This is a genomic window from Pedobacter cryoconitis (assembly GCF_003259615.1).
GTDB classification, from domain to species: domain Bacteria; phylum Bacteroidota; class Bacteroidia; order Sphingobacteriales; family Sphingobacteriaceae; genus Pedobacter; species Pedobacter cryoconitis.
Genome location: NZ_QLLR01000005.1, coordinates 78,876 through 98,254, shown reverse-complemented (window position 1 = coordinate 98,254; position 19,379 = coordinate 78,876). Strand labels below are relative to the sequence as shown.

General features: G+C 38.5%; 20 protein-coding genes. 5 read left to right on the top strand and 15 right to left on the bottom strand.

The features are described 5' to 3' along the window. Positions 1–28: 28 nt before the first annotated feature. Entirely contained in the window at positions 29–739 is a 711-nt protein-coding gene (locus LY11_RS08075) for a hypothetical protein (RefSeq protein WP_111633205.1), read from the top strand. 26 nt (positions 740–765) lie between these two features. Here the strand turns inward: LY11_RS08075 and LY11_RS08070 are convergent, their stop codons facing one another. Next, on the bottom strand, positions 766–1,785 hold the full coding sequence (locus LY11_RS08070; protein WP_111633204.1) for an NAD-dependent epimerase/dehydratase family protein: 1,020 nt from the start codon (positions 1,783–1,785) through the stop codon (positions 766–768). A gap of 69 nt (positions 1,786–1,854) precedes the next feature. After that, complete coding sequence (locus tag LY11_RS08065) at positions 1,855–2,448, bottom strand: Crp/Fnr family transcriptional regulator (RefSeq protein WP_245952652.1); 594 nt, start codon at positions 2,446–2,448, stop codon at positions 1,855–1,857. 128 nt (positions 2,449–2,576) lie between these two features. Between LY11_RS08065 and LY11_RS08060 the strand changes: the two genes are divergently transcribed. Then, entirely contained in the window at positions 2,577–3,200 is a 624-nt protein-coding gene (locus tag LY11_RS08060; protein WP_211321509.1) for a Vat family streptogramin A O-acetyltransferase, read from the top strand. A 159-nt stretch (positions 3,201–3,359) separates the two neighbouring features. Here LY11_RS08060 and LY11_RS08055 read toward each other — a convergent pair whose 3' ends face one another. After that, on the bottom strand, positions 3,360–3,761 hold the full coding sequence (locus tag LY11_RS08055; RefSeq protein ID WP_111633203.1) for a DUF6268 family outer membrane beta-barrel protein: 402 nt from the start codon (positions 3,759–3,761) through the stop codon (positions 3,360–3,362). A 134-nt stretch (positions 3,762–3,895) separates the two neighbouring features. Then, on the bottom strand, positions 3,896–4,753 hold the full coding sequence (locus tag LY11_RS08050) for a helix-turn-helix domain-containing protein (RefSeq protein ID WP_111633202.1): 858 nt from the start codon (positions 4,751–4,753) through the stop codon (positions 3,896–3,898). A gap of 154 nt (positions 4,754–4,907) precedes the next feature. Between LY11_RS08050 and LY11_RS08045 the strand changes: the two genes are divergently transcribed. Together LY11_RS08045 and nudK are read left to right on the top strand one after the other, a co-directional pair. Next, positions 4,908–5,861, top strand: a complete 954-nt coding sequence (locus LY11_RS08045) for a phytanoyl-CoA dioxygenase family protein (protein WP_111633201.1) — start codon at positions 4,908–4,910, stop codon at positions 5,859–5,861. A gap of 106 nt (positions 5,862–5,967) precedes the next feature. Further along, positions 5,968–6,546 (top strand): GDP-mannose pyrophosphatase NudK, encoded by a 579-nt coding sequence (nudK, locus tag LY11_RS08040; protein WP_111633200.1) that lies wholly within the window; start codon positions 5,968–5,970, stop codon positions 6,544–6,546. A gap of 128 nt (positions 6,547–6,674) precedes the next feature. Here nudK and LY11_RS08035 read toward each other — a convergent pair whose 3' ends face one another. Both LY11_RS08035 and LY11_RS08030 read right to left on the bottom strand, forming a co-directional pair. Next, the gene (locus LY11_RS08035) at positions 6,675–7,352 is read right to left on the bottom strand and encodes a class I SAM-dependent methyltransferase (protein WP_111633199.1); all 678 of its coding nucleotides are present in this window, start codon (positions 7,350–7,352) and stop codon (positions 6,675–6,677) included. A 196-nt stretch (positions 7,353–7,548) separates the two neighbouring features. Beyond that, a complete protein-coding gene (locus tag LY11_RS08030; protein WP_111633198.1) occupies positions 7,549–8,025 on the bottom strand; it encodes a GAF domain-containing protein in 477 nt (158 codons plus the stop codon). Positions 8,026–8,221: 196 nt separating this feature from the next. Here LY11_RS08030 and LY11_RS08025 point away from each other — a divergent pair, with 196 nt between their 5' ends. Further along, positions 8,222–8,473 carry a hypothetical protein gene (locus LY11_RS08025; protein ID WP_111633197.1) on the top strand — a complete coding sequence of 84 codons (252 nt, stop codon included), beginning with the start codon at positions 8,222–8,224 and terminating at the stop codon, positions 8,471–8,473. 300 nt (positions 8,474–8,773) lie between these two features. Here the strand turns inward: LY11_RS08025 and LY11_RS08020 are convergent, their stop codons facing one another. From LY11_RS08020 to LY11_RS07980, 9 genes are all read right to left on the bottom strand, one after another. After that, complete coding sequence (locus LY11_RS08020) at positions 8,774–10,786, bottom strand: sensor histidine kinase (protein WP_111633196.1); 2,013 nt, start codon at positions 10,784–10,786, stop codon at positions 8,774–8,776. A 253-nt stretch (positions 10,787–11,039) separates the two neighbouring features. Continuing rightward, positions 11,040–12,023: a class 1b ribonucleoside-diphosphate reductase subunit beta gene (gene nrdF / locus LY11_RS08015; RefSeq protein WP_111633195.1), complete on the bottom strand. Its 984-nt coding sequence runs from the start codon at positions 12,021–12,023 to the stop codon at positions 11,040–11,042. A 41-nt stretch (positions 12,024–12,064) separates the two neighbouring features. Continuing rightward, positions 12,065–14,155 (bottom strand): class 1b ribonucleoside-diphosphate reductase subunit alpha, encoded by a 2,091-nt coding sequence (gene nrdE, locus LY11_RS08010; RefSeq protein ID WP_111633194.1) that lies wholly within the window; start codon positions 14,153–14,155, stop codon positions 12,065–12,067. A gap of 4 nt (positions 14,156–14,159) precedes the next feature. Next, entirely contained in the window at positions 14,160–14,522 is a 363-nt protein-coding gene (gene nrdI / locus LY11_RS08005) for a class Ib ribonucleoside-diphosphate reductase assembly flavoprotein NrdI (protein ID WP_111633193.1), read from the bottom strand. 22 nt (positions 14,523–14,544) lie between these two features. After that, complete coding sequence (locus LY11_RS08000; protein WP_111633192.1) at positions 14,545–14,787, bottom strand: thioredoxin family protein; 243 nt, start codon at positions 14,785–14,787, stop codon at positions 14,545–14,547. Between the two features lie 266 nt (positions 14,788–15,053). Next, the gene (locus LY11_RS07995; protein WP_111633191.1) at positions 15,054–15,854 is read right to left on the bottom strand and encodes a hypothetical protein; all 801 of its coding nucleotides are present in this window, start codon (positions 15,852–15,854) and stop codon (positions 15,054–15,056) included. Between the two features lie 136 nt (positions 15,855–15,990). After that, positions 15,991–16,719, bottom strand: coding sequence for a (Fe-S)-binding protein (locus LY11_RS07990; protein WP_111633190.1), 729 nt, complete (start codon positions 16,717–16,719; stop codon positions 15,991–15,993). 27 nt (positions 16,720–16,746) lie between these two features. Further along, entirely contained in the window at positions 16,747–17,460 is a 714-nt protein-coding gene (locus tag LY11_RS07985) for a head GIN domain-containing protein (protein ID WP_111633189.1), read from the bottom strand. 16 nt (positions 17,461–17,476) lie between these two features. After that, positions 17,477–19,369 (bottom strand): RecQ family ATP-dependent DNA helicase, encoded by a 1,893-nt coding sequence (locus LY11_RS07980; RefSeq protein WP_111633188.1) that lies wholly within the window; start codon positions 19,367–19,369, stop codon positions 17,477–17,479. Positions 19,370–19,379: the final 10 nt, after the last annotated feature.

Below are 19,379 nucleotides of genomic sequence, written 5' to 3'. Positions count from 1 at the left end.
TTACGGCCTGCTACCAAATTGATCTTTTATGAAGTTGATTTTTACCGTGCTGTTTCTTTACCTGTCTACGCTTGCAGTTGCGCAATCTGCACACTATCCGGATAAGCCATCAACGCATGGCATGATGCTGATGGGGAGTGAAGTGATCTATGCCTCTCACCTTCCTATGTTTCATAATCCGCATGATTATCAAATCATATTGATCCTTGAGTTATCAAAAGATGATCATGCAAAGTATATTCAGGACAAAAGGAATCATCCTGAGGAGCTGATCTATACTATTGAACCTGAAACTTTCGTGCTTCCGGAAATGATTAACCATACCAAAACATTCAAAGCCAATATCTATCGCGGTCATTTTGAAAGAGGTGGAAAAAAGTTCCTGGAAAATATCACCGTCAACATCGGCCAGCTTATTTATTATAAACAGTTTGATAAAAAATGTGTCAGACCTGCAAATCTCCAGTATTTGCTTTTTGGCAATGCACAAGAACAGTTTTTAGTTCACAGAATTAGCGCCAAACCAGATTTTGACGAGAATATAGCCGTAAAAGTTCATGATAAAAAGAGTTTAAGGGCTATAACTGATAATCTTTATATTACCATAGAATTTCCAGAAAAGGATTTACGCAAACCATTTTCCTGGTTAACGCCTATTGGAACCAGAAAGCAGACAAAGGAGCCTTTTAAATTTTCAAAACACCAGGTTTTATACCTGGAATATGGTGATCTAAACTAGCACTATATTTTCACCAACCTGATATTTTAAACTTTTATCAGGCTGTCATGATTTGCTCTTAGATATAGCATAGCTTCTTTAACAGCCTGAACCGGACTTTTAGGGTTAAAGCCGAGTTCCGATTTTGCTTTTGAAATGTCAAAATCCTGTTGTAAGCCGGAGAACATAGCAATATCTTTTGTGGTTAACAAAGGAGCTTTCCCGGTTATTTTACTCCCGATTTCCATCAACCAGGCAGCCAGATACAAAACAAGCTTAGGTACCTGAACAGGGAGTTTGATTTGCAATTCCGGAAAAAGTTCTTGTGCAATCTCAGTGGTTTGCTTGATGGAAACACATTTTTCATTGGCCAGAATATATCGTTCCCCGCTCCTGCCTTTAATAGCCGCCAGGTAACAGCCTTCAGCAACATCTTTTACATCGACCCAGTTCAGGGAAATTTTGGTTTCTATTGGGATTTCTTTAGTCAAAATCAGCTTGATGATTTGATAAGAAACGCTCAGGTCCCCAAATGCGGTACTCCCGATCATGGCAGAAGGTAATACTGCAACCAGCTCTATGTCATACTGCTTTGCCAATTCAAAAGCCAGTTTCTCTCCGTCATTTTTAGAGTTATAATACCAATCTCTGCGATCTGGATTTTGCCCGTTATCTTCTTTTGCCGGTAACTGCTTATAGTTCAGGGCTGCGATAGAACTTACATAAACTATTCTCTTCACTCCTGCTTCAGCTGCTGCTTCAATCAGATTTCTGGTTCCCTGAAGGTTAACTTCATAAATTTCTTTAATGGGGTCTTTTGCCCATAGTTTAAAGGCTGCTCCAACAGCATAAACAACTTTTACGCCCTGCATAGCCAAGACTAATGAAGATTTATCTACAATATCTGCTTGTACCATTTCACAATCCAGCTCGGCAAAAGCACTGTTATTTTTAAGGTTTCTGACCGACCCTCTTACTGGAATTCCTTTATTAAGGAGTAATCTCACCAGGTTATTCCCAAGATGTCCGTTTGCCCCGGTAACTAATGCTAAATTTTGATGTATCATATTCTTATCTGTTAAGAATACAAATCTGTGCATTGACCGGGCGGCTTACACTTGACTTTTGTTAGTTAATCAATTATTAGAGATTTTTTTACGAATACGGCTCAGGCTTTCGGGTTTCATTCCCAAAAAAGAGGCAATATAGCGCAAAGGGACATGATGAATAATTGCAGGATAATTAGTTATCAATTTTTGATACCGCTGCTCTGCTGTTAAACTGGCTAATTCACGGGCGCGGGTTTCATTATAAGCCAGTGCCATCTGGAAAACCAGGATGCTGTAATCTTTAAAAGCCAAACTTTGAGCACAAATAATATCCAGGTCAGCTTTAGTAATCCTTAATAATTCACAATCAGTAATACATTCAGCATTCTCAGCAGACCTGGTACCCTTATTGAAATGTGTGTAAGAAGTAATAAAACCGGGAGGGCAATTTAAATGTGTAGTGAGCTGATCTCCTTCTTCGTTGTAATGAAACAGCCTGACAAAACCTGAAACGACATAATAAATATACTTTGGGACCTCGTTTTCTTCCTCAATAATAGTATTCTTTGCAAATTGTACAGGTTCAAAATACTTCTTGCACATTGCAGTATCTGCAGCAGTTAATTTGACATGGGTAGCTGCATTATCTAGCAAATGCTGATACATTTCATCTGGAAACATCTGATTTATATAGAGGGTTATGAAATGATAAAGGTCAGGATTTTTATTTAATTAGTTTTTCTATTAATTTAGCATGATTTCAAACGCTCCGCAGCTCAGGTTAAACTTGGCTGCAAGAAAAAAACACCATGATGAAAGGACCTGATAAAGACGAGAAATACCCGATAAGCCACTATAACAGACTCTGTTTTTTGAAAAACATCATCACCAGTCCTAATATTATCGTCGGCGATTACACTTATTATGATGATTTTAAGGATGTTTATAATTTCGAAAGGAATGTAAAGTATCATTTTGATTTCATCGGTGATAAATTGATCATTGGTAAATTCTGCATGATCGCTTCGGGTGTGACTTTTATCATGAATGGGGCTAACCATAAAATGGACGGGATTACCGCTTATCCATTTAATATTTTTGGCAATGGCTGGGAAAAAGTCACCCCTAAAATGGAGGAGCTGCCTTTTAAGGGAGATACTATTGTTGGAAATGATGTTTGGATCGGCTCAAATGCGACCATTATGCCCGGGGTAAATATTGGGGATGGCGCAATTATAGCTACCAATACCACAGTTACCAAAGATGTACCTCCTTATACTGTTGTAGGCGGCAATCCTGGCAAAGAAATCAGAAAGCGTTTTTCTGATGAAAAGATTGAAGAGCTTTTAGAGCTTAAATGGTGGGACTGGAAAATCGAAAGAATTACGGAAAACCTTCATGAATTAACGGGCCCAAAATCTCGGTTTCTGTAAAACGATTCATTACAGGGGAACTAAATAAATGGTAATTTTCATTTACTGAACACCCTTCAGGAACAACCATCTGTCATTACGTGGTTGCAATTGGTCAAATTGTTTCTTAAAGGCTAATGGCATTCCCTTTTTTTGTTGAAAATATATAAATATGAAAACTCAATTCAACAAAAGAAGTCTATTGCTTATTCCTATGGTTGCACTTGCTTTAATGCTGATCGGGCTCATATGAACTAATCCGGCCTGTGCGTTTAGTAGTTCTGCAGGAAACAGTTTTGTTTCGTAGTCCCGGTTTTCCAGCTGTGCATAAGACCCTGCTACGTTTACGGCCCACATTTTTGGCCTGCCTGAGGAATCTATTTTAACGGAAAGAGGAATGCTGAACCCTAACTGCATTCGTTTAAAATTACTGGTTGAACCAGTTTTAACACTGTCTGGTCTTATGTAATTTGAGAAAGGAACATAATCTGCCTTAATTGTACCGGAGATCCCGGTTTGGGCACCGGCCTTCAAGTTTAGGCCCAATCCAACAATGACCAGGCAATACTGTAAAATTTTCATATTTCTTTTTTAGCTGTGATTTGATTTATAAATCTTCACGAAGAACGTATGCTATAAACTTTTAAGGGAAACTAATTGACGACCTGCGCTACCGTTTTGACAAAAGGTAGCTTTAGCAGGAGACAGCTGATCGCTCAGGAGGAAAAAGACTGAAACCAGTTCTTTTTAAAGGCAGATGGGTTTTGTCCCACGATTTTATTAAATAGCTTATTAAAATAGGATAAGCTTTCAAAACCTACTGCATAACAGGTTTCGGTTACATTTTTATCTTGCATTAGCAGATTCTTGGCCAGATCAACCCGGTATTGATTGACAAAGTCCGTAAAAGTCATGTTGGTTTGCTTTTTAAAGTACCTGCAAAATGCAGCAGTGGTCAGGTTCACTTTTGAAGCAACGACGTTAACATCGGGCTTTTGATTATAATTCGTATCAATGTATTCATAAATGGCCCCCATCCGGATCTTATCTTTTAAAAAGAAAGATAGACTCATCTGTTCATCATTTAATATTTCTATTTCTTTAGCATGCGCTAAGAGCTGAAAGATTTCAACTAAGCCGATCAATTGCTGAAAGGGATTCAGTGCGGACAGTTCTTTTAATTTTTGGACTGCAATGGTTTTAGTTTCCCCATGAAAGGCAATACCCAGGGCTGCTTTCTTAAATAACAGATCAATTGCCGAAAATTCTGGCGAAATACCAATAGCCGATCCCAGAAAATCAGTTCTGAGCTGCACGACAATTTGATGGTAATCGTTTCTCAGCCTGTAATCAAAGTTAAGGTGCGGAAGGTTTTTTCCAATAAAAACCAGATCACTTTGTGTATAGCCTGAGATATGAGATCCGACATGACGGATACCAGCATCAGCTTCTACATAAACGAGTTCATATTCAGCGTGGAAATGCCAGAAAAATGTATTTCTTAGTCTGGGAGAAAAGTATTTGAAAGACTTCCCCAGCTCAAAGTTTATTTTCTCCAGCTGTATTTTATTCATCGGATATTATTCATTTTACTTAAAAAACGCTCTACTACTATCTTTTGATGATTAAACATAGCAATTAAATCAATACAGAGCAAATAGTGATCATTACAAAGAAGAACTAACTGTTCCGGTCCGGTTACTTTTGAGGTAACAAATCAGAGATCAAATGGAAAATCAAACTAAGAATACAATGGCGCATAAAGATATACCGGGCAACCCTTCTACTGCAAAATCGAGTGGAATCCGCTTGAACGATCGCAGTCAGGATAAAACATTACGCCTGCTTACTGAACAAGACTGGGCTTTCTGGATCACAAATGGATATGTAGTGATTAAAAATGCGGTCCCTAAAGATCAGGTGAAAAAGACTGCCGATTATCTGTGGGAATATGAAGGAAAAGATCCCAATGCGATGGACAGCTGGTATAAAAAACCTAATGCACAAATGCAGATGTCAGAATTAAACAATACGGGGATGGTAGAAATTTATAACCACCAGCTTTTATGGGATAACAGGATGTACCCAAAGGTTCACCAGGCTTTTGCAGACATCTGGGGAACGGAGAAATTATGGGTGACTATTGACAGGGCAAATCTGAATTTCCCATTGCGTCCTGGTTTTGAGTACAAAGGGTTTATTCATTGGGATTATGACCCGGAAACAAAACCTCAAAATGTACAGGGTGTATTAGCTTTAGCCGATCAGACAGATGAAAATATGGGCGGTTTTCAATGTGTTCCTGAATTATTCCGCACTTATGATACATGGAAATTAACGCAGCCAGCAGACCGTGATCATTATAAACCTGATACGACAGGATTTAAATTAGAAAAGATTAAACTGGAAGCAGGAGACTTACTCATTTTCAACAGTTCACAACCTCATGGAATCAGAGCTAATACAAGTACAGATCAAGTACGGGTTGCTCAATACATTTCAATGATGCCGGCCCAGGAAGAGAATGAACAACTTAAGCAGTGGAGAATTGGCAGCTGGAAAAACAGGGAAGCAATGCAAGGTTATGCTTTTCCGGGAGATCCATTGGAACGCGAAAAGAAAAATCCGGTTGCAGAACTTACCCCTTTAGGTGAAAAGTTATTGGGTTTAAAAAAATGGTAGCTTCCCGGTAGCGGTAAAAATTGTAAAATTTGTCAACATTATTTCCCGAAAATTAATACAATATGCCTATTTCTGGTTAATTTGCGCTTATAATTTGACCTATATAATGATTGACAACGTAAAAATAATAAACACAGAAGTTCTTTCTGATAACTGGTATACGCTTAAAAAGATAACTTATCAATATTCATTGAAAGATGGTACGGTACAAACTCAGGACAGAGAAGCTTATGATCGTGGAAATGGCGCAGCGATTCTTTTGTATAATAAAGAACAGCAAACTGTTATCCTGACCAGGCAATTCAGGCTGCCGACTTATATCAATGGAAATGAGTCGGGCTTGCTGATTGAAGCTTGTGCCGGACTATTGGATAAAGATAATGCTGAGGATTGTATCAAAAGAGAAACAGAGGAAGAAACGGGTTATAAGATTACCGAAGTCCGTAAAATATTTGAAGCGTATATGTCGCCAGGTTCAGTGACAGAAATTTTATATTTCTTTATTGCAGCTTATACCAAAGATATGAAAATACATGAAGGCGGCGGATTAGCGCATGAGCAGGAAAACATAGAAGTTTTAGAACTTTCCATTGATCAGGCAATGGCAATGGTGGCTGATGGAGAGATTAAGGATGGCAAAACGATTATGTTGCTGCAATATGTAAAACTTCACCAGATCATATAGAAAACACTTAGCTAAAAACGCACCATCAAGGCACCAGAGACATTTTTTTTCTCAATAGCACAGAAGCGCTATATTAACCAGGTAAATTCAGCAGGAGGCCGCAAAAGCCTCCTCTGCTTTAAAATAGATTAATCCAGAGATTTAACTGCATTGATGATGATGATGTCGCGCTCCACCTCCATACCGGCAGCATTGCTCCTGACCATTTCTTTGTGAAGATGTACTTCTTTGATCTCAAAACCACTACTGATCAATAGTTCTTCAGCCTCTTCTCTGCTGTATAAGCGAAAGTCATATATTGTAAAGGGCAGTTTCTCCATAAATTCCCGCGGAGCAAAAGTCAAGCTAAACAGTCCGCCTGGCTTAAGTACTCTTCGTATTTCAGTGGCATAAGCTTTTGGATCTTTCCAGAAATACAGTGTATTTATTGTAAATACTTTCGTAAAAAAGCCTGCTGCAAAGTTTAGCTGCATTCCATCTGACAATGAAAAATCAGCTCTGCCTGATGATACAGCAGCTGCATTGAGTTTCATAGCTTCACTGATCATTAATGTGGAAATATCAACTCCATAATAGAGTAAATGTTTGGTAGCTGCTAAGAGCGAAACAACATGTGATCCATTTCCCGGCCCTATTTCCATCAATACATCATTAGATTTCGGAGCAAGCGCTTCAACGGTAAGCGCAATCATATGCCCATTATTGACAGCCATCATTTCAGCGGTCTTTATGCCCTTCTCCCCACTCGGACATCCTAATTGACCAGCTATTTCTTTAAAATCGGGTTTATTAAGATGATCGGACATAAATAGAGATTTGCTGTTTTCTGTTACTAAATGCGGAGGGTTGTACCTGTATTACCCGTACTCTTTTGTACGGGTAACCAGGGTTTAATAAATATTACTGAACAGTATGAATTTTGCTGCTTTGGTAGGACAAAGATATACTATTTAGAATGATTCTATGCTAATTAAATCTTTGTTACATTTCAATGACAATCTTTCAGGCGTTAATTAAGCTGATTACCTGGCTCAGGTACTTTTCATCCACCTCGTCAAATTGAGCTAATTCAGCACTATCAACGTCCAATACACCAAATACAACACCGTCTTTAAGGATAGGTAATACAATTTCGGACCTCGAAGCTGAGCTGCAGGCAATATGCCCCGGAAATTTATCTACATCTTCCACAATGAATGTTTTCGCTTCCTGCCATGATCTGCCACACACACCCTTACCAGGTTTAATTCTTGTACAAGCTACAGGTCCTTGAAACGGGCCTAAAACCAGCTCCTCTCCTTTAACCAGGTAAAATCCAATCCATAGCCACCCAAACTGTTCTTTTAATGCCGCGCTGATGTTCGCAAGGTTAGCAATCAGATCATCTTCCCCGGTGATCAGGGCTTGAATTTGCGGAATCAATGATTGGTATTGTTCTTCTTTACTTTCTGTTTTTATAATCAGGAGATCTTCTGCCATTATTCAGGTATGTTTATAATTTCTTTTATTGTTTAACTGTGTTTTATCAAGCACTAAAATTAAACAATCACCTGCATACCGATGTAAGGGATTGGTAATATTCTCAGCGCTGCTTTAAAATTTACCTGAATTATTTGTTAGTGTTTCTTTTTAGCTGCAACTTCGTCAGATTTAATACACTAATTTAATTCTTCTTATGAGAGTAATTGCCGAACTGCCCCATCCTGAATGTAAGATCACCTTGTTCAATATGAACCAAAAGTATATTGTAAAATTTGAACAGGGAACCTTTGAACAGAGCTATAAATTATCTGAGCTTGACCTGACCGGAGGTGGAGCAAATGAAATATTTCAACTGCTTGATGAGACATTTATTGCCACAGTAGTAGCACGTTTTAAGACCATGCGCTCTGATTTTTCAGCCGCTTACAAAAGACAGGAGTATTAGTTAACATTACACCCATAACTACCTGTACTACAGAACACACAAATAGTATTCAGAATATTATTCTGTTTTTTAAACGTTTTTAGGACTCTTTTTACTCAAGTCAACTCAGTTTAGAAAACAATAGCTTTATCATATTAATCTTAAATATAAGAATATCAATACACTAAAATAATCAACAATATTATATTCTGTACCTAAAAACCACAAAATATAATATTGTTCCCACCAAAAATGCTTGATTTCATGAATAGACCAAGCTAAGAAAAAAGCTTTAAAAGAGGCAATAAATTAACGGGGATATTATTGATTTACAGCCGGGATAATACCCGCACTGAACTTAGGCAAACTGAAACGAAGCACCACACAGCCCTCCTCTTTACTTGCCTTAAGCAGACCATTATTCTTCTCTACAAAGTCACGGCACAATTGCAGCCCGAGTCCGACTCCACGTTCATTAGACGTACCGTAAGAAGGCTCTGAATCTGAACCTTCAGCCAATTGAGTTATATCAAGCACACCAGCTACCGGGTTGCTGACATCAATGTAAATGAAGTTTTGATTACCCCAGATTTTCAAACGGATATGCCCGCTCAGCGGCGTGAATTTAATTGCATTGTCAATGAGGTTACGCATCACCAGGCTGATCTGATTTAAATCAGCATAAACATCTTCTTCATCGGTAATAACAAGCGCCGTAGTCATATTCTTCTTTTTAATAAGCGGTTGATAAACCAGCATCAGGTCATTCGTTAAAACCCGCATACTAAAACGTGATGGAGCCGTACTGATACCCTTTAACTGGCTTTGTGCCCAATACAGAAGGTTATTCAGGGTATTGTGAATATGATCAAAGCTTTTACGGCTGTCATTCAGCAGCATCTTTACTTCTTCCAACGACAACAGATCCAGATCATTCAGCGCATATAAACTAATCAAACTATTAAAAGGGCTTCGAAGATCGTGTGCTATAATTGAAAAAAGCCTGCTTTTATCTGCATTGGCTTCTTCGAGGGACTTAACCATCTTCCGTAATGATTTTGTCCTTGATTCTACTATTTTTTCTAATCGCTCGTTCTGTGTACTGATCAGGTATAGATTTTCTTCCTGAATCCTCATCTTTTCAGATTGGATGACTAGTTTCGCAGTCGTGAGATCTTTCAGCCGGTCACCCATTGCAAGAGACAATAAAAGCAATTCAAAGATAAATCCCAATGGAGCAAACCTAAATGATACTTCACTATAAGTAAAGACATTAGACAAGCTCAGTACAACCCATACTGAAGTTAAACAAACGAACGCCCAGGCAATTACATAATACAAAGCCGGTTTATATCCCCTGTAATAAACGACTACACCCAACAACCAGATCACCAGAGAAGAAGTTGCTGTCAGCATCTGCACCAATATCGAACAATAGGACTTATAACCGAGCAAACACAGAATCATCGTAAAAATCCAACAACCTATCAGCAGCCGGATCAATTGTTTGGACTGTGGCAATAAAATCTTTAAATTCAAAAAACTCCGGGAAAATGCAATGCCGGCAACACTCCCAAGCCCAAGAAACAAATATGGATAGGTGTTCACGAATATCCTGAAGTCATATCCTAAATAATAACTGTAACCTCTGAAGTAACAAACCATATAAATGAACAGCGAAAGAATATAAACGCTATAATAAAAATAGGCTTTGTCCTTGGAACGGATAAATACAAACAGGTTAAAAAAGAACAGCGCAGTGAGAATTCCGATATAGATGGACTCTACACGCTCAGTTGAATTCAGCCCCTCTACCAGTCGTTCTGAGACAGACATTTTCAATGGGACCAGAAGAATGTTGTCAGTTTTTAATTTCAGATAAACATCCTGTGGTACAGCGTCATGATCGTAATCAGGTAAAGTAAAAATATAATTATTAGCAGCTATTAACTCCGGATTCTCAGGAGCAAGACTACCCGTGTGAACCCTGGTAAATGAACCTGAATTATTATGGCTATAAAAATCTATAGATTCTATACTGGATACATCAAGTACAAGATATGCTTTATGCCGGGTTTGGTTCCTGTAAGAAACTTTTATCCAGAAGGTAGCTGAAGAATTTCCGAAATTAAGAATATCAGCGCTTGATCTTAAGAACTCACCTCTTTTACCCTTCTCTGCAACCTGATCTATAGTTAAACGGCCATCAGTGTCAATAAAATAACTTATAGACTTACCAAGGCTTAAATAAGGCAAATTCCTGTTAATAGTAATTACCTGGCTATAAGCAGCAGCGGATATAAAAAAAAGAAATAAAAAGAGTGAAGAGCGCATTAATTATTCTATCCTGCAAATATAAGGTAAATAGATTTAAACAGGAATAGAATTTTAGCACTGCATAAGCAACAATCAGTAGTTAACCGATTAAAGCTGGCTTAAATAAAGAACTATACAAATCATTGAAAATCAATAAAATATACAACTATAAAAATATAAAGCAAAAAAAAGCCCGACTCTGCCATCAGGAACCAACTATCGTGTATAGAAATAGCGGGCATTGAAGCAGAGTTGGGCTTATCCTGTTTTTTTAGAAAACCGGATCTGTATCCATTTGAAAATCTTCGTCTCTCAGATAAAGAATTTCTGTACTTTTTTCGTAGTTAGTGGATTTCTTTGAGAAGAAGTCATGCTGCGTAGTTTCACCATTTAATCCATTTAAAACTATAGAGTTAACTGCTTTTATCTCAAACAACTCTTCAAATCCAAGATTCATCATTGCTTTATTTGCATTGTAACGCACGTATTCTTTTACGTCTGCAGTCAAGCCAACTTCAGTGTATAATTCATCGGTATATTTCAACTCATTTTCATACAATTCCATTAAGAGGTCAACCAGCTCTGCCTTACTTTTCTCAGGATTTGGTAATTTCTTATATACATCCTGAGCAAGCAAACCGACAAACACACCATGGATGGATTCATCAGCAACAATCTTTTTGATAATATCGGCACTTGCTACCATCTGTCCTTGTCCGGCAAGCCATAGCGGCATAAAAAACCCGCTGTAGAACAAGAATGATTCTAATAATACCGATGCTGCAAGTCCCATAAACAATACTTCATTGCTCACTTTTGCTGCGTCCAGGTTCCGGTAATATTTATCAATCGTAGCTGCTTTAAATTGAAGGAGCTTATTATTCTCAACCCAATCAAACAATTCGTTAATTTCTGCGGTGCTGTTAACGGTAGTAAAAATGGTAGAGTATGATTTCGCATGAATAGCTTCCATCATACACATGAAAGATAACACCGCTTTATTCTGTAAACCATCGATATGATCAAGTAGTTTCGGCATCCCGGTATGACTCTGAATAGTGTCGAGCAGGGTTAATCCGCCTAATGCCTTTTTATAAGCTTCCTGGATTTCAGGACTTAAAGATTTCCAGCTATCTATATCTTTGGAAGGGATATACTCTGTATCTATCCAGAACTGGCGCAGGTTCTGCTCCCAGAACATGCCGGCATAATCATTTTCCGGTGTATTCCAGTTTACTGCTTTATATTGACTCATTGATGTCTGATTTAAATCTTATAAATTAATTAAAAACCTGATTATACGGAACAAGAAACACATTCGTCAATCGAAGCCTTACGGGTACGGGTATAATACAAGGATTTCAAGCCCATTTTATGTGCATAGATATAATACTTTGCAATATCACGTGTACTATCTTTGGTATTGGTATGCAGAATAGTTGAAATCCCCTGGTCCACATGCTTTTGAATAACCGAAATTAACCGCAGTACATTCTTCTGATCCATATCATAAGCTGATTTGTAGAAGAAATAGTTATCATTATCAAGATAAGGCATAGGATAATAAGTAGTACTGTCACCATACTCTCTAACCTCAATTACGTCCACTACAGGCATTACTGATGCGGTAGCATTCATAATGTATGAAGTAGATTGATTAGGGGCTATAGCAAGCCTGTAAGCGTGATACAGGCCATGCTGCTTCACCTGGTTCATTAAATCAGTCCAGTCTGCAGCCGAAGGAATAGTCATCCCCTGGAATAAAGTTGCAATTTTAGCATTTAAAGGAACAATATCCTGAGCAACATAAGAAGCGAAGTAGTTCCCGTTTGCATATTCTGAAGCTTCAAACCCTACAAAAGTCTCATTTTTCTCTTTCGCGATCTCCATTGAGCTCTGAATAGAGTAAAAATTAACCATCATAAAGAAGACATTACAGAAATCAAGTGCTTCTTTACTTTCATACATAATGAAATTTTTAGCCAGGAACCCATGTAAGTTCATTGCGCCTAAACCAACACTATGTAATTCTTTATTCGCTTTCTGTACAGAAGGCACCATAGCGATATTGGTCAGGTCTGAAACTACTGTCAATGATCTCATAGCCGTTTTAACAGCTTCTTTGATCCTTTTGTTGTCCATGACCGTTGCAATATTCAAAGAACCCAGGTTACAGGAAATACCGTAGCGGATTTTATCTTCTTTACCGTAAATCTCAATATCTGAAACTTCAGAGATCTGCATAATTTCAGTACACAGGTTAGAGAATTTAACGTTTCCAAGCTCTTTCAGGGCATGTCCCCTGTTTGCATTCCCTTTAAAGAACAGGTAAGGATAACCACTTTCTTTTTGAGTTTGCGCAATTTTCACCATCAGGTGACGTGCATTGATTTTTTTCTTTTTAACCAGGGGATTGGTTACGAGTTCTTCGTACATTTCATCCATATCCATTTCATCCAGGTATTTACCGTATTGTTTTAATACAGTATGCGGATGGAACAGGTAACAGGCTTCATCTTTTTCAGCCAGTTCCATGAATTTATCAGGAACAACCACACCGATAGATAGTGATTTAATCCTTACTTTCTCATCTACATTGATCTTTTTACAATCCAGGAATTCTTCAATATCAGTATGAAAAACATTCAGATATACCGCTCCTGCTCCCGGACGCTGCCCTAATTGGTTGGCATAAGAGAAAGTATCTTCCAATATTTTCATAATCGGAAGCACTCCGCCTGCACGGCCTTCAACATCTTTAATAGACTCACCTCTGGCACGGATCTTCGACAAATTGAAAGATACACCGCCACCAATTGAAGATAATTTCATGGCAGAATCTATCGCATAACCGATACCATTCAGGTTATCACCTATTTCATCCAGAAAACAGGAAACCAGTTCACCGGAGCGTTTTTTGCCTGAGTTCAGGAATGTTGGTGTTGCTGGCTGATATTCCTGATTAATCAGCATTTCTGCATAGGATTTAGCTTCAGCAACGTCTCCCCTTGCTAAAAACAAGGATACCGCAACAACGCGGTCTTCATAGCGTTCCAGGAATTTCTCCCCGCTGTCGTCCCTTAAGGCATAACTCTGAAAGAATTTAAATGCACTCATGAAAGACTGGAACCTGAATTTCTTGGCATAGACAAGGTCATAAACCTCTTCCATTTGTTCAAAAGTATACCATTGATAAAAATCAACGTAATATTCCTGCTCTATCAGGTAATCTATTTTCTCTTTTAAAGTGTAAAAAAAGACTGTGTTCTTGTTTACATAATCCAAAAAATAGGAACGAACTGCTTCTTTATCTTTATGAAGGCTGAACTCGTCATCATTTTTAATCATGATCTCATTATTTAATAAGATCCACTTTTTCGTTACCATATCATTAGCCCTCTATTTTTTCTATAAATTTTTGGATATCTGCCATTGTTCCTGAAAGCTCAAATTGCATCAGGATGGGTAATTTAAACTGATCCGAGATCCTGGTAGCTGCCATCGCGTAATTTGGTCCCCAGTTTTTGTTTCCGCTGGAAGAGACAGATTTTATCATACTGCTGTTTTCATCCAGAAAACGTAACGTAGAAACCGGAACTTCTCCGAATCCTGTAGTATACGTAATCAGGTGTCCTTCATGTAGTGGCCGCAAGGCCTCATCTATCTTTTGAATGGTCCAGTCACGGTGTAACTTCAAACGGTTCACAAATCGCTCCACATTACCGGTTTTACTGTCATAATAAATCCAGGTCATCAGCTGCGTGTTTGATTGAAGTTTAAACTGCTACCAGCACAGACAATTCATCTGGCTTAAAACCTATAACGCGGGACAGTTCCTGTTCCTGTTCTAATAAAATTACTGTTGGTACTGAACGTACACGGAACTGCATTGCCAGTTCTGGATCGTTAAAAGGATTGATAGTTTCATAGATAACACCTTTTCTATCAAGATATTCTGAAACCATATTGCATGGACTGCAATCTTCTTTTTCGAATTTGATTATTCTTTTTGTGCTCATTTTGAAGGTTTTTATGTAAATCAGCCCTCTTGCCGACCTATTTTAGCGGAGCTCAAAAATGCAAAATTCTGCTTGGACAGATTCTAAATGTTATCAACACTGGTGGAAAAGAGAGCAATAATTATGACTGATTATTTACTGAAAAACCAATTAAATTAGTTAAACTTTGTAAACATTTTTCGCAATGCACTAGCAGGAAGAGTATTGCGATTTATTTGACGAAAAATAATTCATTCTGATGAATCAAAAGCAGGTGTTGAAAGTTATCAATTCCATGAACCATTTCTGGAAAGACGTGTTAGTTTCCTGCGTAAATCTAATTTGATATGCAGCTGTTCCTGGCTAATCAGTATACCGTTCTCAGGTAAATCAACGTCTTCAGCTTTGATGTCTTTATAGTGAATATTTTTAGCTTCTATGTGTGTCCCTTTACTTTCAATTGCCAGCACCGCTCCTTGTGTCCACAATACCGGATTTGGAGAAAAACTAAAGCCTAACTCATCTGTGTACCACAGGGTAACTTCTTCAGTGATTTCTTTTTCAACCCCTATTATCTGATGTTTAACGGTTGTTTTGGCAATCACCTGGTGACAGGTAAACCCCAGGATCTGTTTGACTTCATCGGTTTTAATATATTCAATTACAGGCACTACCTGGCCGGTCCCAAACTTCATTTCCGGCAGTAAGCCCATTTTATCTTCCATCAAAAACAGCGTATCATTCAAAGCAAATGCCTGAATCAATTTATGGTCCTGGAAATTGTAATAATAATCTCTGCTGAAACCGCCTCCGAAAACGCCCAGACCATTATAACGTCCTCCTTTTTGTGAGCCATCTTTCTGTTTATAACTGGCGTGCAGCTGATCAAATTTCAATTCAAAATTGTTCACTGAGCTTTTGGGCATTCGCGCAGCCGCCTCACTACTGAGTTTTATACCGTTGGCAGCTGTCAGTATTGCGGGGTCGAAAGTACTTTCAAATAGTATTGTTCCTGATTTTTCAGGCTGTGCATCCACCCGGATTGAAAACGCAATCAGGCTGAAGATCACAATAAATAGTTGTTTCATATCTAGCCTGCTTCTGCAAAAACAGTGCTAATTATAAATTTTAAATGTTAAAAAAAGTTAAAGCTGAAACGATGTACTAAATTGCTGTAAAGTTTATTTTAAGCTGCAAATCTGGCGGTTTGCAGCTTAAAATAAACTAGTATTCAAGCCATCCATTCGCCAGAACGTCTGCAAGATGCATCGTTTTGATAGCTAGTTTGTTTTTATCGATATAACCCTGCAAGTGCATCAGGCATGATAAATCAGTAGAAATAATATAATCTGCATCCTGATCAAGGGCGTTATTCACTTTCTGTTCTGCCATAGCAGAAGAAATAGCATCAAATTTAACCGCAAAAGTGCCACCAAAGCCACAGCACATGTCGGTATCTTTCATTTCCATCATTTCCAGTCCGTGAACTTTTTCAAGCAGTAAACGAGGCTCTTCTTTGATTTTACATTCTCTCAAACCGCTGCATGAATCATGATAAACAGCTTTACCTTCCAGCTCTGCACCGAAATAGTCTTTTTTAAGCACATTAATCAGGAAATCTGAAAGTTCAAAAATATTTCCCTGCAGTGTCCTGCATTTATTATGGACATTAGAATTGGTAAAAAGATCATTAAATCCATTTTTCACCATCCCTACACAAGAAGCAGAAGGCGCTACAATATAATTAGCACCTGAAAAGTCGTTCAAAAACTTTGTACCGGTTTCTTTTGCCTCTTCCCAATAACCAGCATTATAAGCTGGTTGTCCGCAGCAGGTTTGTCCGGGATTGTAACTCACCTCACAACCTGCTTTTTCTAAAAGTTTAACAGTACTAAAAGCTGTTTCAGGATATAACTGATCGACAAAACAGGGGATAAATAATTCTACTTTCATTAACAAATATTAGGATCGTACGGTGTACTAATTTACTTTTTCCAGCTTGGCAACGCCAGATTTATTTTCATCTACTTTTTTAGGATTTCCTTTATAATAGATCGTCGTAGCGCCCGAGGTTTTCGCTTTAAGCTCATTCAGCACATTGATATTCAGCTTACCTACTCCTTCAACATCAAGGTTGTAAATACCTGTAATAAAATCAAATGCGTTCATTTGTATGACACCTTTACTCTTTACCTGGTGTACGCCTGCCTGACCGATCAGGTTGATATGTGCTTCACCATCTGAAGTCGTAGTCAGCTTACCTGCATTCAATTCCAGGTTGATTGTTGTGGCACCCGATGATTTAACATCCAGATCATCTACATTGATCCGGGAAGAAGTATAAACATGACTGGCACCTTTTACTTCAAGTGTTTTAAGCTCTCCTATTCCGGCGCTTACAATAATAGAATCCTTTCCGCAGTATTTCTTCGGATCAAGTTCAATAACCAATCCATTTTTGTTAACCTCAGCTTTAATCAGCCCGATGACATTAGAATCTGCCTGTATATTAACTTTAAAACTACTGTCCTGACGCATCAGTAATTTAACAGGTCCGCTGACTACAATTTCATTGTAAGGTTTCACTGTAAATTCTTTACTGGAATGCAGACCTGAATCTTCTACGCATTTAGTTTTACAAGCTGTAAAAAGCAACGGTAGCGCTAAGCTAAATAGGAATAATTTCTTCATCATAATTTTTCAAGGTTTGTCAAAGGTAATAGTTTTTGCCGTCTGTTTTAATTTTACCTGCATCCAATAGCTCGCGAATGCGGTTTAGCTTGTCCTGATCGGTACCCGTCTTAGTCTGATTAATCAGTGTATCGAGGGTCTGAGCTTCAGTCTGAACCAGCGTTGCAATTTCAAAATCGATCTTATCTTCCAGTTCTGCAAGGTCTTCGTTCCTTTTCTGCGCTAAACAAACATCACATACGCCGCACTGGTCGGCATTTGGTTCATCAAAATAAGATAATAACTGGATACTTCTGCAAATAAATGTATCTGCATAAGCCAATACTGCACTAATTTGTTCAGCTTGTATCTTTTTTCTCAATTCTATATACTTCACATCAGTATCCAGATGCAATAAGTCTACTCTTGCTAAAATAAACTGCATTTGAGGCTGATCTGTTTGCGGAAGATAGGAGATTAAGCCCTGATCCTGCAGATTATTGAGCTGCCGCACCACACTGTTAAAAGAAACTTTCAGTTTCGTTGCAATATCACTTTCACTAATATTAGCATAATGGTCAAACATTCCGCCATAAGATCTCAATATCGTTTTAATCAAGGGATCATAGCCGGAATTCTCAATTTGAAAACGGTACACATCTTCGTTACCTGCGGTAAATAACACACGGGAAGGCAAAAATATATTTTCCGACAGCGTGATATATCCGTCATGTTCCAAAAACTTTAAAGCCCCCATAGTCTTAATTACGCCCAGTTTAAAGCGCTTGCAGAAATCTGCCAGGTCGAAACTGAAGTTGATCCCCGCTCCTGCTCCATAAGCGAGTTGAAAATAGGTTCCCAGGTAATGATAGGTTTTCTTGATTTCTTCTACGGACGGGAAATTATCAGTGTATTTTGCTTTTAAGGCCAGCTGATCTGAAGTGTTAGCCAATAAGACTGCAAAAGCTCTTTGACCGTCTCTGCCGCCACGCCCTGCTTCCTGGTAATAAGCTTCCAGGCTTTCAGGGAGATCAAGATGGACTACAAAACGAACATCAGGCTTGTCTATTCCCATTCCAAAGGCATTGGTTGCCACCATGACCCTGATCTTATTTTGTTTCCAGGCTTCTTGCTTTTTGGAACGCTCGTCTTTTTCTATTCCTGCATGATAAAAATCAGCAGCAATATGGTTTCTCTTTAAAAATAGTGCGATCTCTGAGGTTTCGCGCCTGTTCCGTACATAAACCAGGCCGCTGCCCTTCACATTCGTCACAATGTCAATCAGCTTTTTGTGTTTATCTTCCAGCCCAAAGACTACATAACTCAGGTTTTTACGCGCAAAGCTCTGTACAAAAACCTGTGGTTCCCTGAGCGCCAGTTTTTCTACAATATCTCCCCTTACAAAAGCTGTTGCAGTTGCTGTTAATGCGATAAAAGGGACTTCCGGATGAATTTCTCTTAAGGCGGTGATCTGCATATAAGATGGCCTGAAATCATAGCCCCACTGCGATATACAATGGGCTTCATCTATCGCAATCAGGTTAACATTCATATAAGAGATCCTGGTTCTTACCAGATCGGATAACAAACGCTCTGGTGACAAGTAAAGGAACTTAATAGGGCCATAGATACAGTTATCCAGCAAAATGTCTATTTCTCTTTTGCCCATTCCTGCATAAATGGCTACTGCGTTAATCCCTTTTGCCTTCAGGTTTTCTACCTGATCTTTCATCAGCGCGATGAGCGGGGAAACGACAATACAAATCCCCTCTTTGACCAGTGCAGGGACCTGGAAACATAAAGACTTCCCGCCTCCTGTAGGTAACAGCGCCATTACATCCTTCCCTTCCAATACAGCCTGGATAATATCCTGCTGTAAGGGCCTGAATGAATTAAATCCCCAATATTGTTTTAATACTTCTGTTTCGTTCATAAAAAATGCA

Coding starts and splice junctions, on each gene's coding strand:
- LY11_RS08050 (WP_111633202.1), bottom strand. CDS start 4,753: ATGAATAAAATACAGCTGGAGAAAATAAACTTTGAGCTGGGGAAGTCT.
- LY11_RS08020 (WP_111633196.1), bottom strand. CDS start 10,786: ATGCGCTCTTCACTCTTTTTATTTCTTTTTTTTATATCCGCTGCTGCT.
- nrdE (WP_111633194.1), bottom strand. CDS start 14,155: ATGGTAACGAAAAAGTGGATCTTATTAAATAATGAGATCATGATTAAA.
- LY11_RS07990 (WP_111633190.1), bottom strand. CDS start 16,719: ATGAAAGTAGAATTATTTATCCCCTGTTTTGTCGATCAGTTATATCCT.
- LY11_RS07980 (WP_111633188.1), bottom strand. CDS start 19,369: ATGAACGAAACAGAAGTATTAAAACAATATTGGGGATTTAATTCATTC.
- LY11_RS07985 (WP_111633189.1), bottom strand. CDS start 17,460: ATGATGAAGAAATTATTCCTATTTAGCTTAGCGCTACCGTTGCTTTTT.
- LY11_RS08045 (WP_111633201.1), top strand. CDS start 4,908: ATGGAAAATCAAACTAAGAATACAATGGCGCATAAAGATATACCGGGC.
- LY11_RS08075 (WP_111633205.1), top strand. CDS start 29: ATGAAGTTGATTTTTACCGTGCTGTTTCTTTACCTGTCTACGCTTGCA.
- LY11_RS08060 (WP_211321509.1), top strand. CDS start 2,577: ATGATGAAAGGACCTGATAAAGACGAGAAATACCCGATAAGCCACTAT.
- nrdF (WP_111633195.1), bottom strand. CDS start 12,023: ATGAGTCAATATAAAGCAGTAAACTGGAATACACCGGAAAATGATTAT.
- LY11_RS08055 (WP_111633203.1), bottom strand. CDS start 3,761: ATGAAAATTTTACAGTATTGCCTGGTCATTGTTGGATTGGGCCTAAAC.
- LY11_RS08025 (WP_111633197.1), top strand. CDS start 8,222: ATGAGAGTAATTGCCGAACTGCCCCATCCTGAATGTAAGATCACCTTG.
- LY11_RS08070 (WP_111633204.1), bottom strand. CDS start 1,785: ATGATACATCAAAATTTAGCATTAGTTACCGGGGCAAACGGACATCTT.
- LY11_RS08000 (WP_111633192.1), bottom strand. CDS start 14,787: ATGAGCACAAAAAGAATAATCAAATTCGAAAAAGAAGATTGCAGTCCA.
- LY11_RS08065 (WP_245952652.1), bottom strand. CDS start 2,448: ATGTTTCCAGATGAAATGTATCAGCATTTGCTAGATAATGCAGCTACC.
- LY11_RS08035 (WP_111633199.1), bottom strand. CDS start 7,352: ATGTCCGATCATCTTAATAAACCCGATTTTAAAGAAATAGCTGGTCAA.
- LY11_RS07995 (WP_111633191.1), bottom strand. CDS start 15,854: ATGAAACAACTATTTATTGTGATCTTCAGCCTGATTGCGTTTTCAATC.
- nudK (WP_111633200.1), top strand. CDS start 5,968: ATGATTGACAACGTAAAAATAATAAACACAGAAGTTCTTTCTGATAAC.
- nrdI (WP_111633193.1), bottom strand. CDS start 14,522: ATGACCTGGATTTATTATGACAGTAAAACCGGTAATGTGGAGCGATTT.
- LY11_RS08030 (WP_111633198.1), bottom strand. CDS start 8,025: ATGGCAGAAGATCTCCTGATTATAAAAACAGAAAGTAAAGAAGAACAA.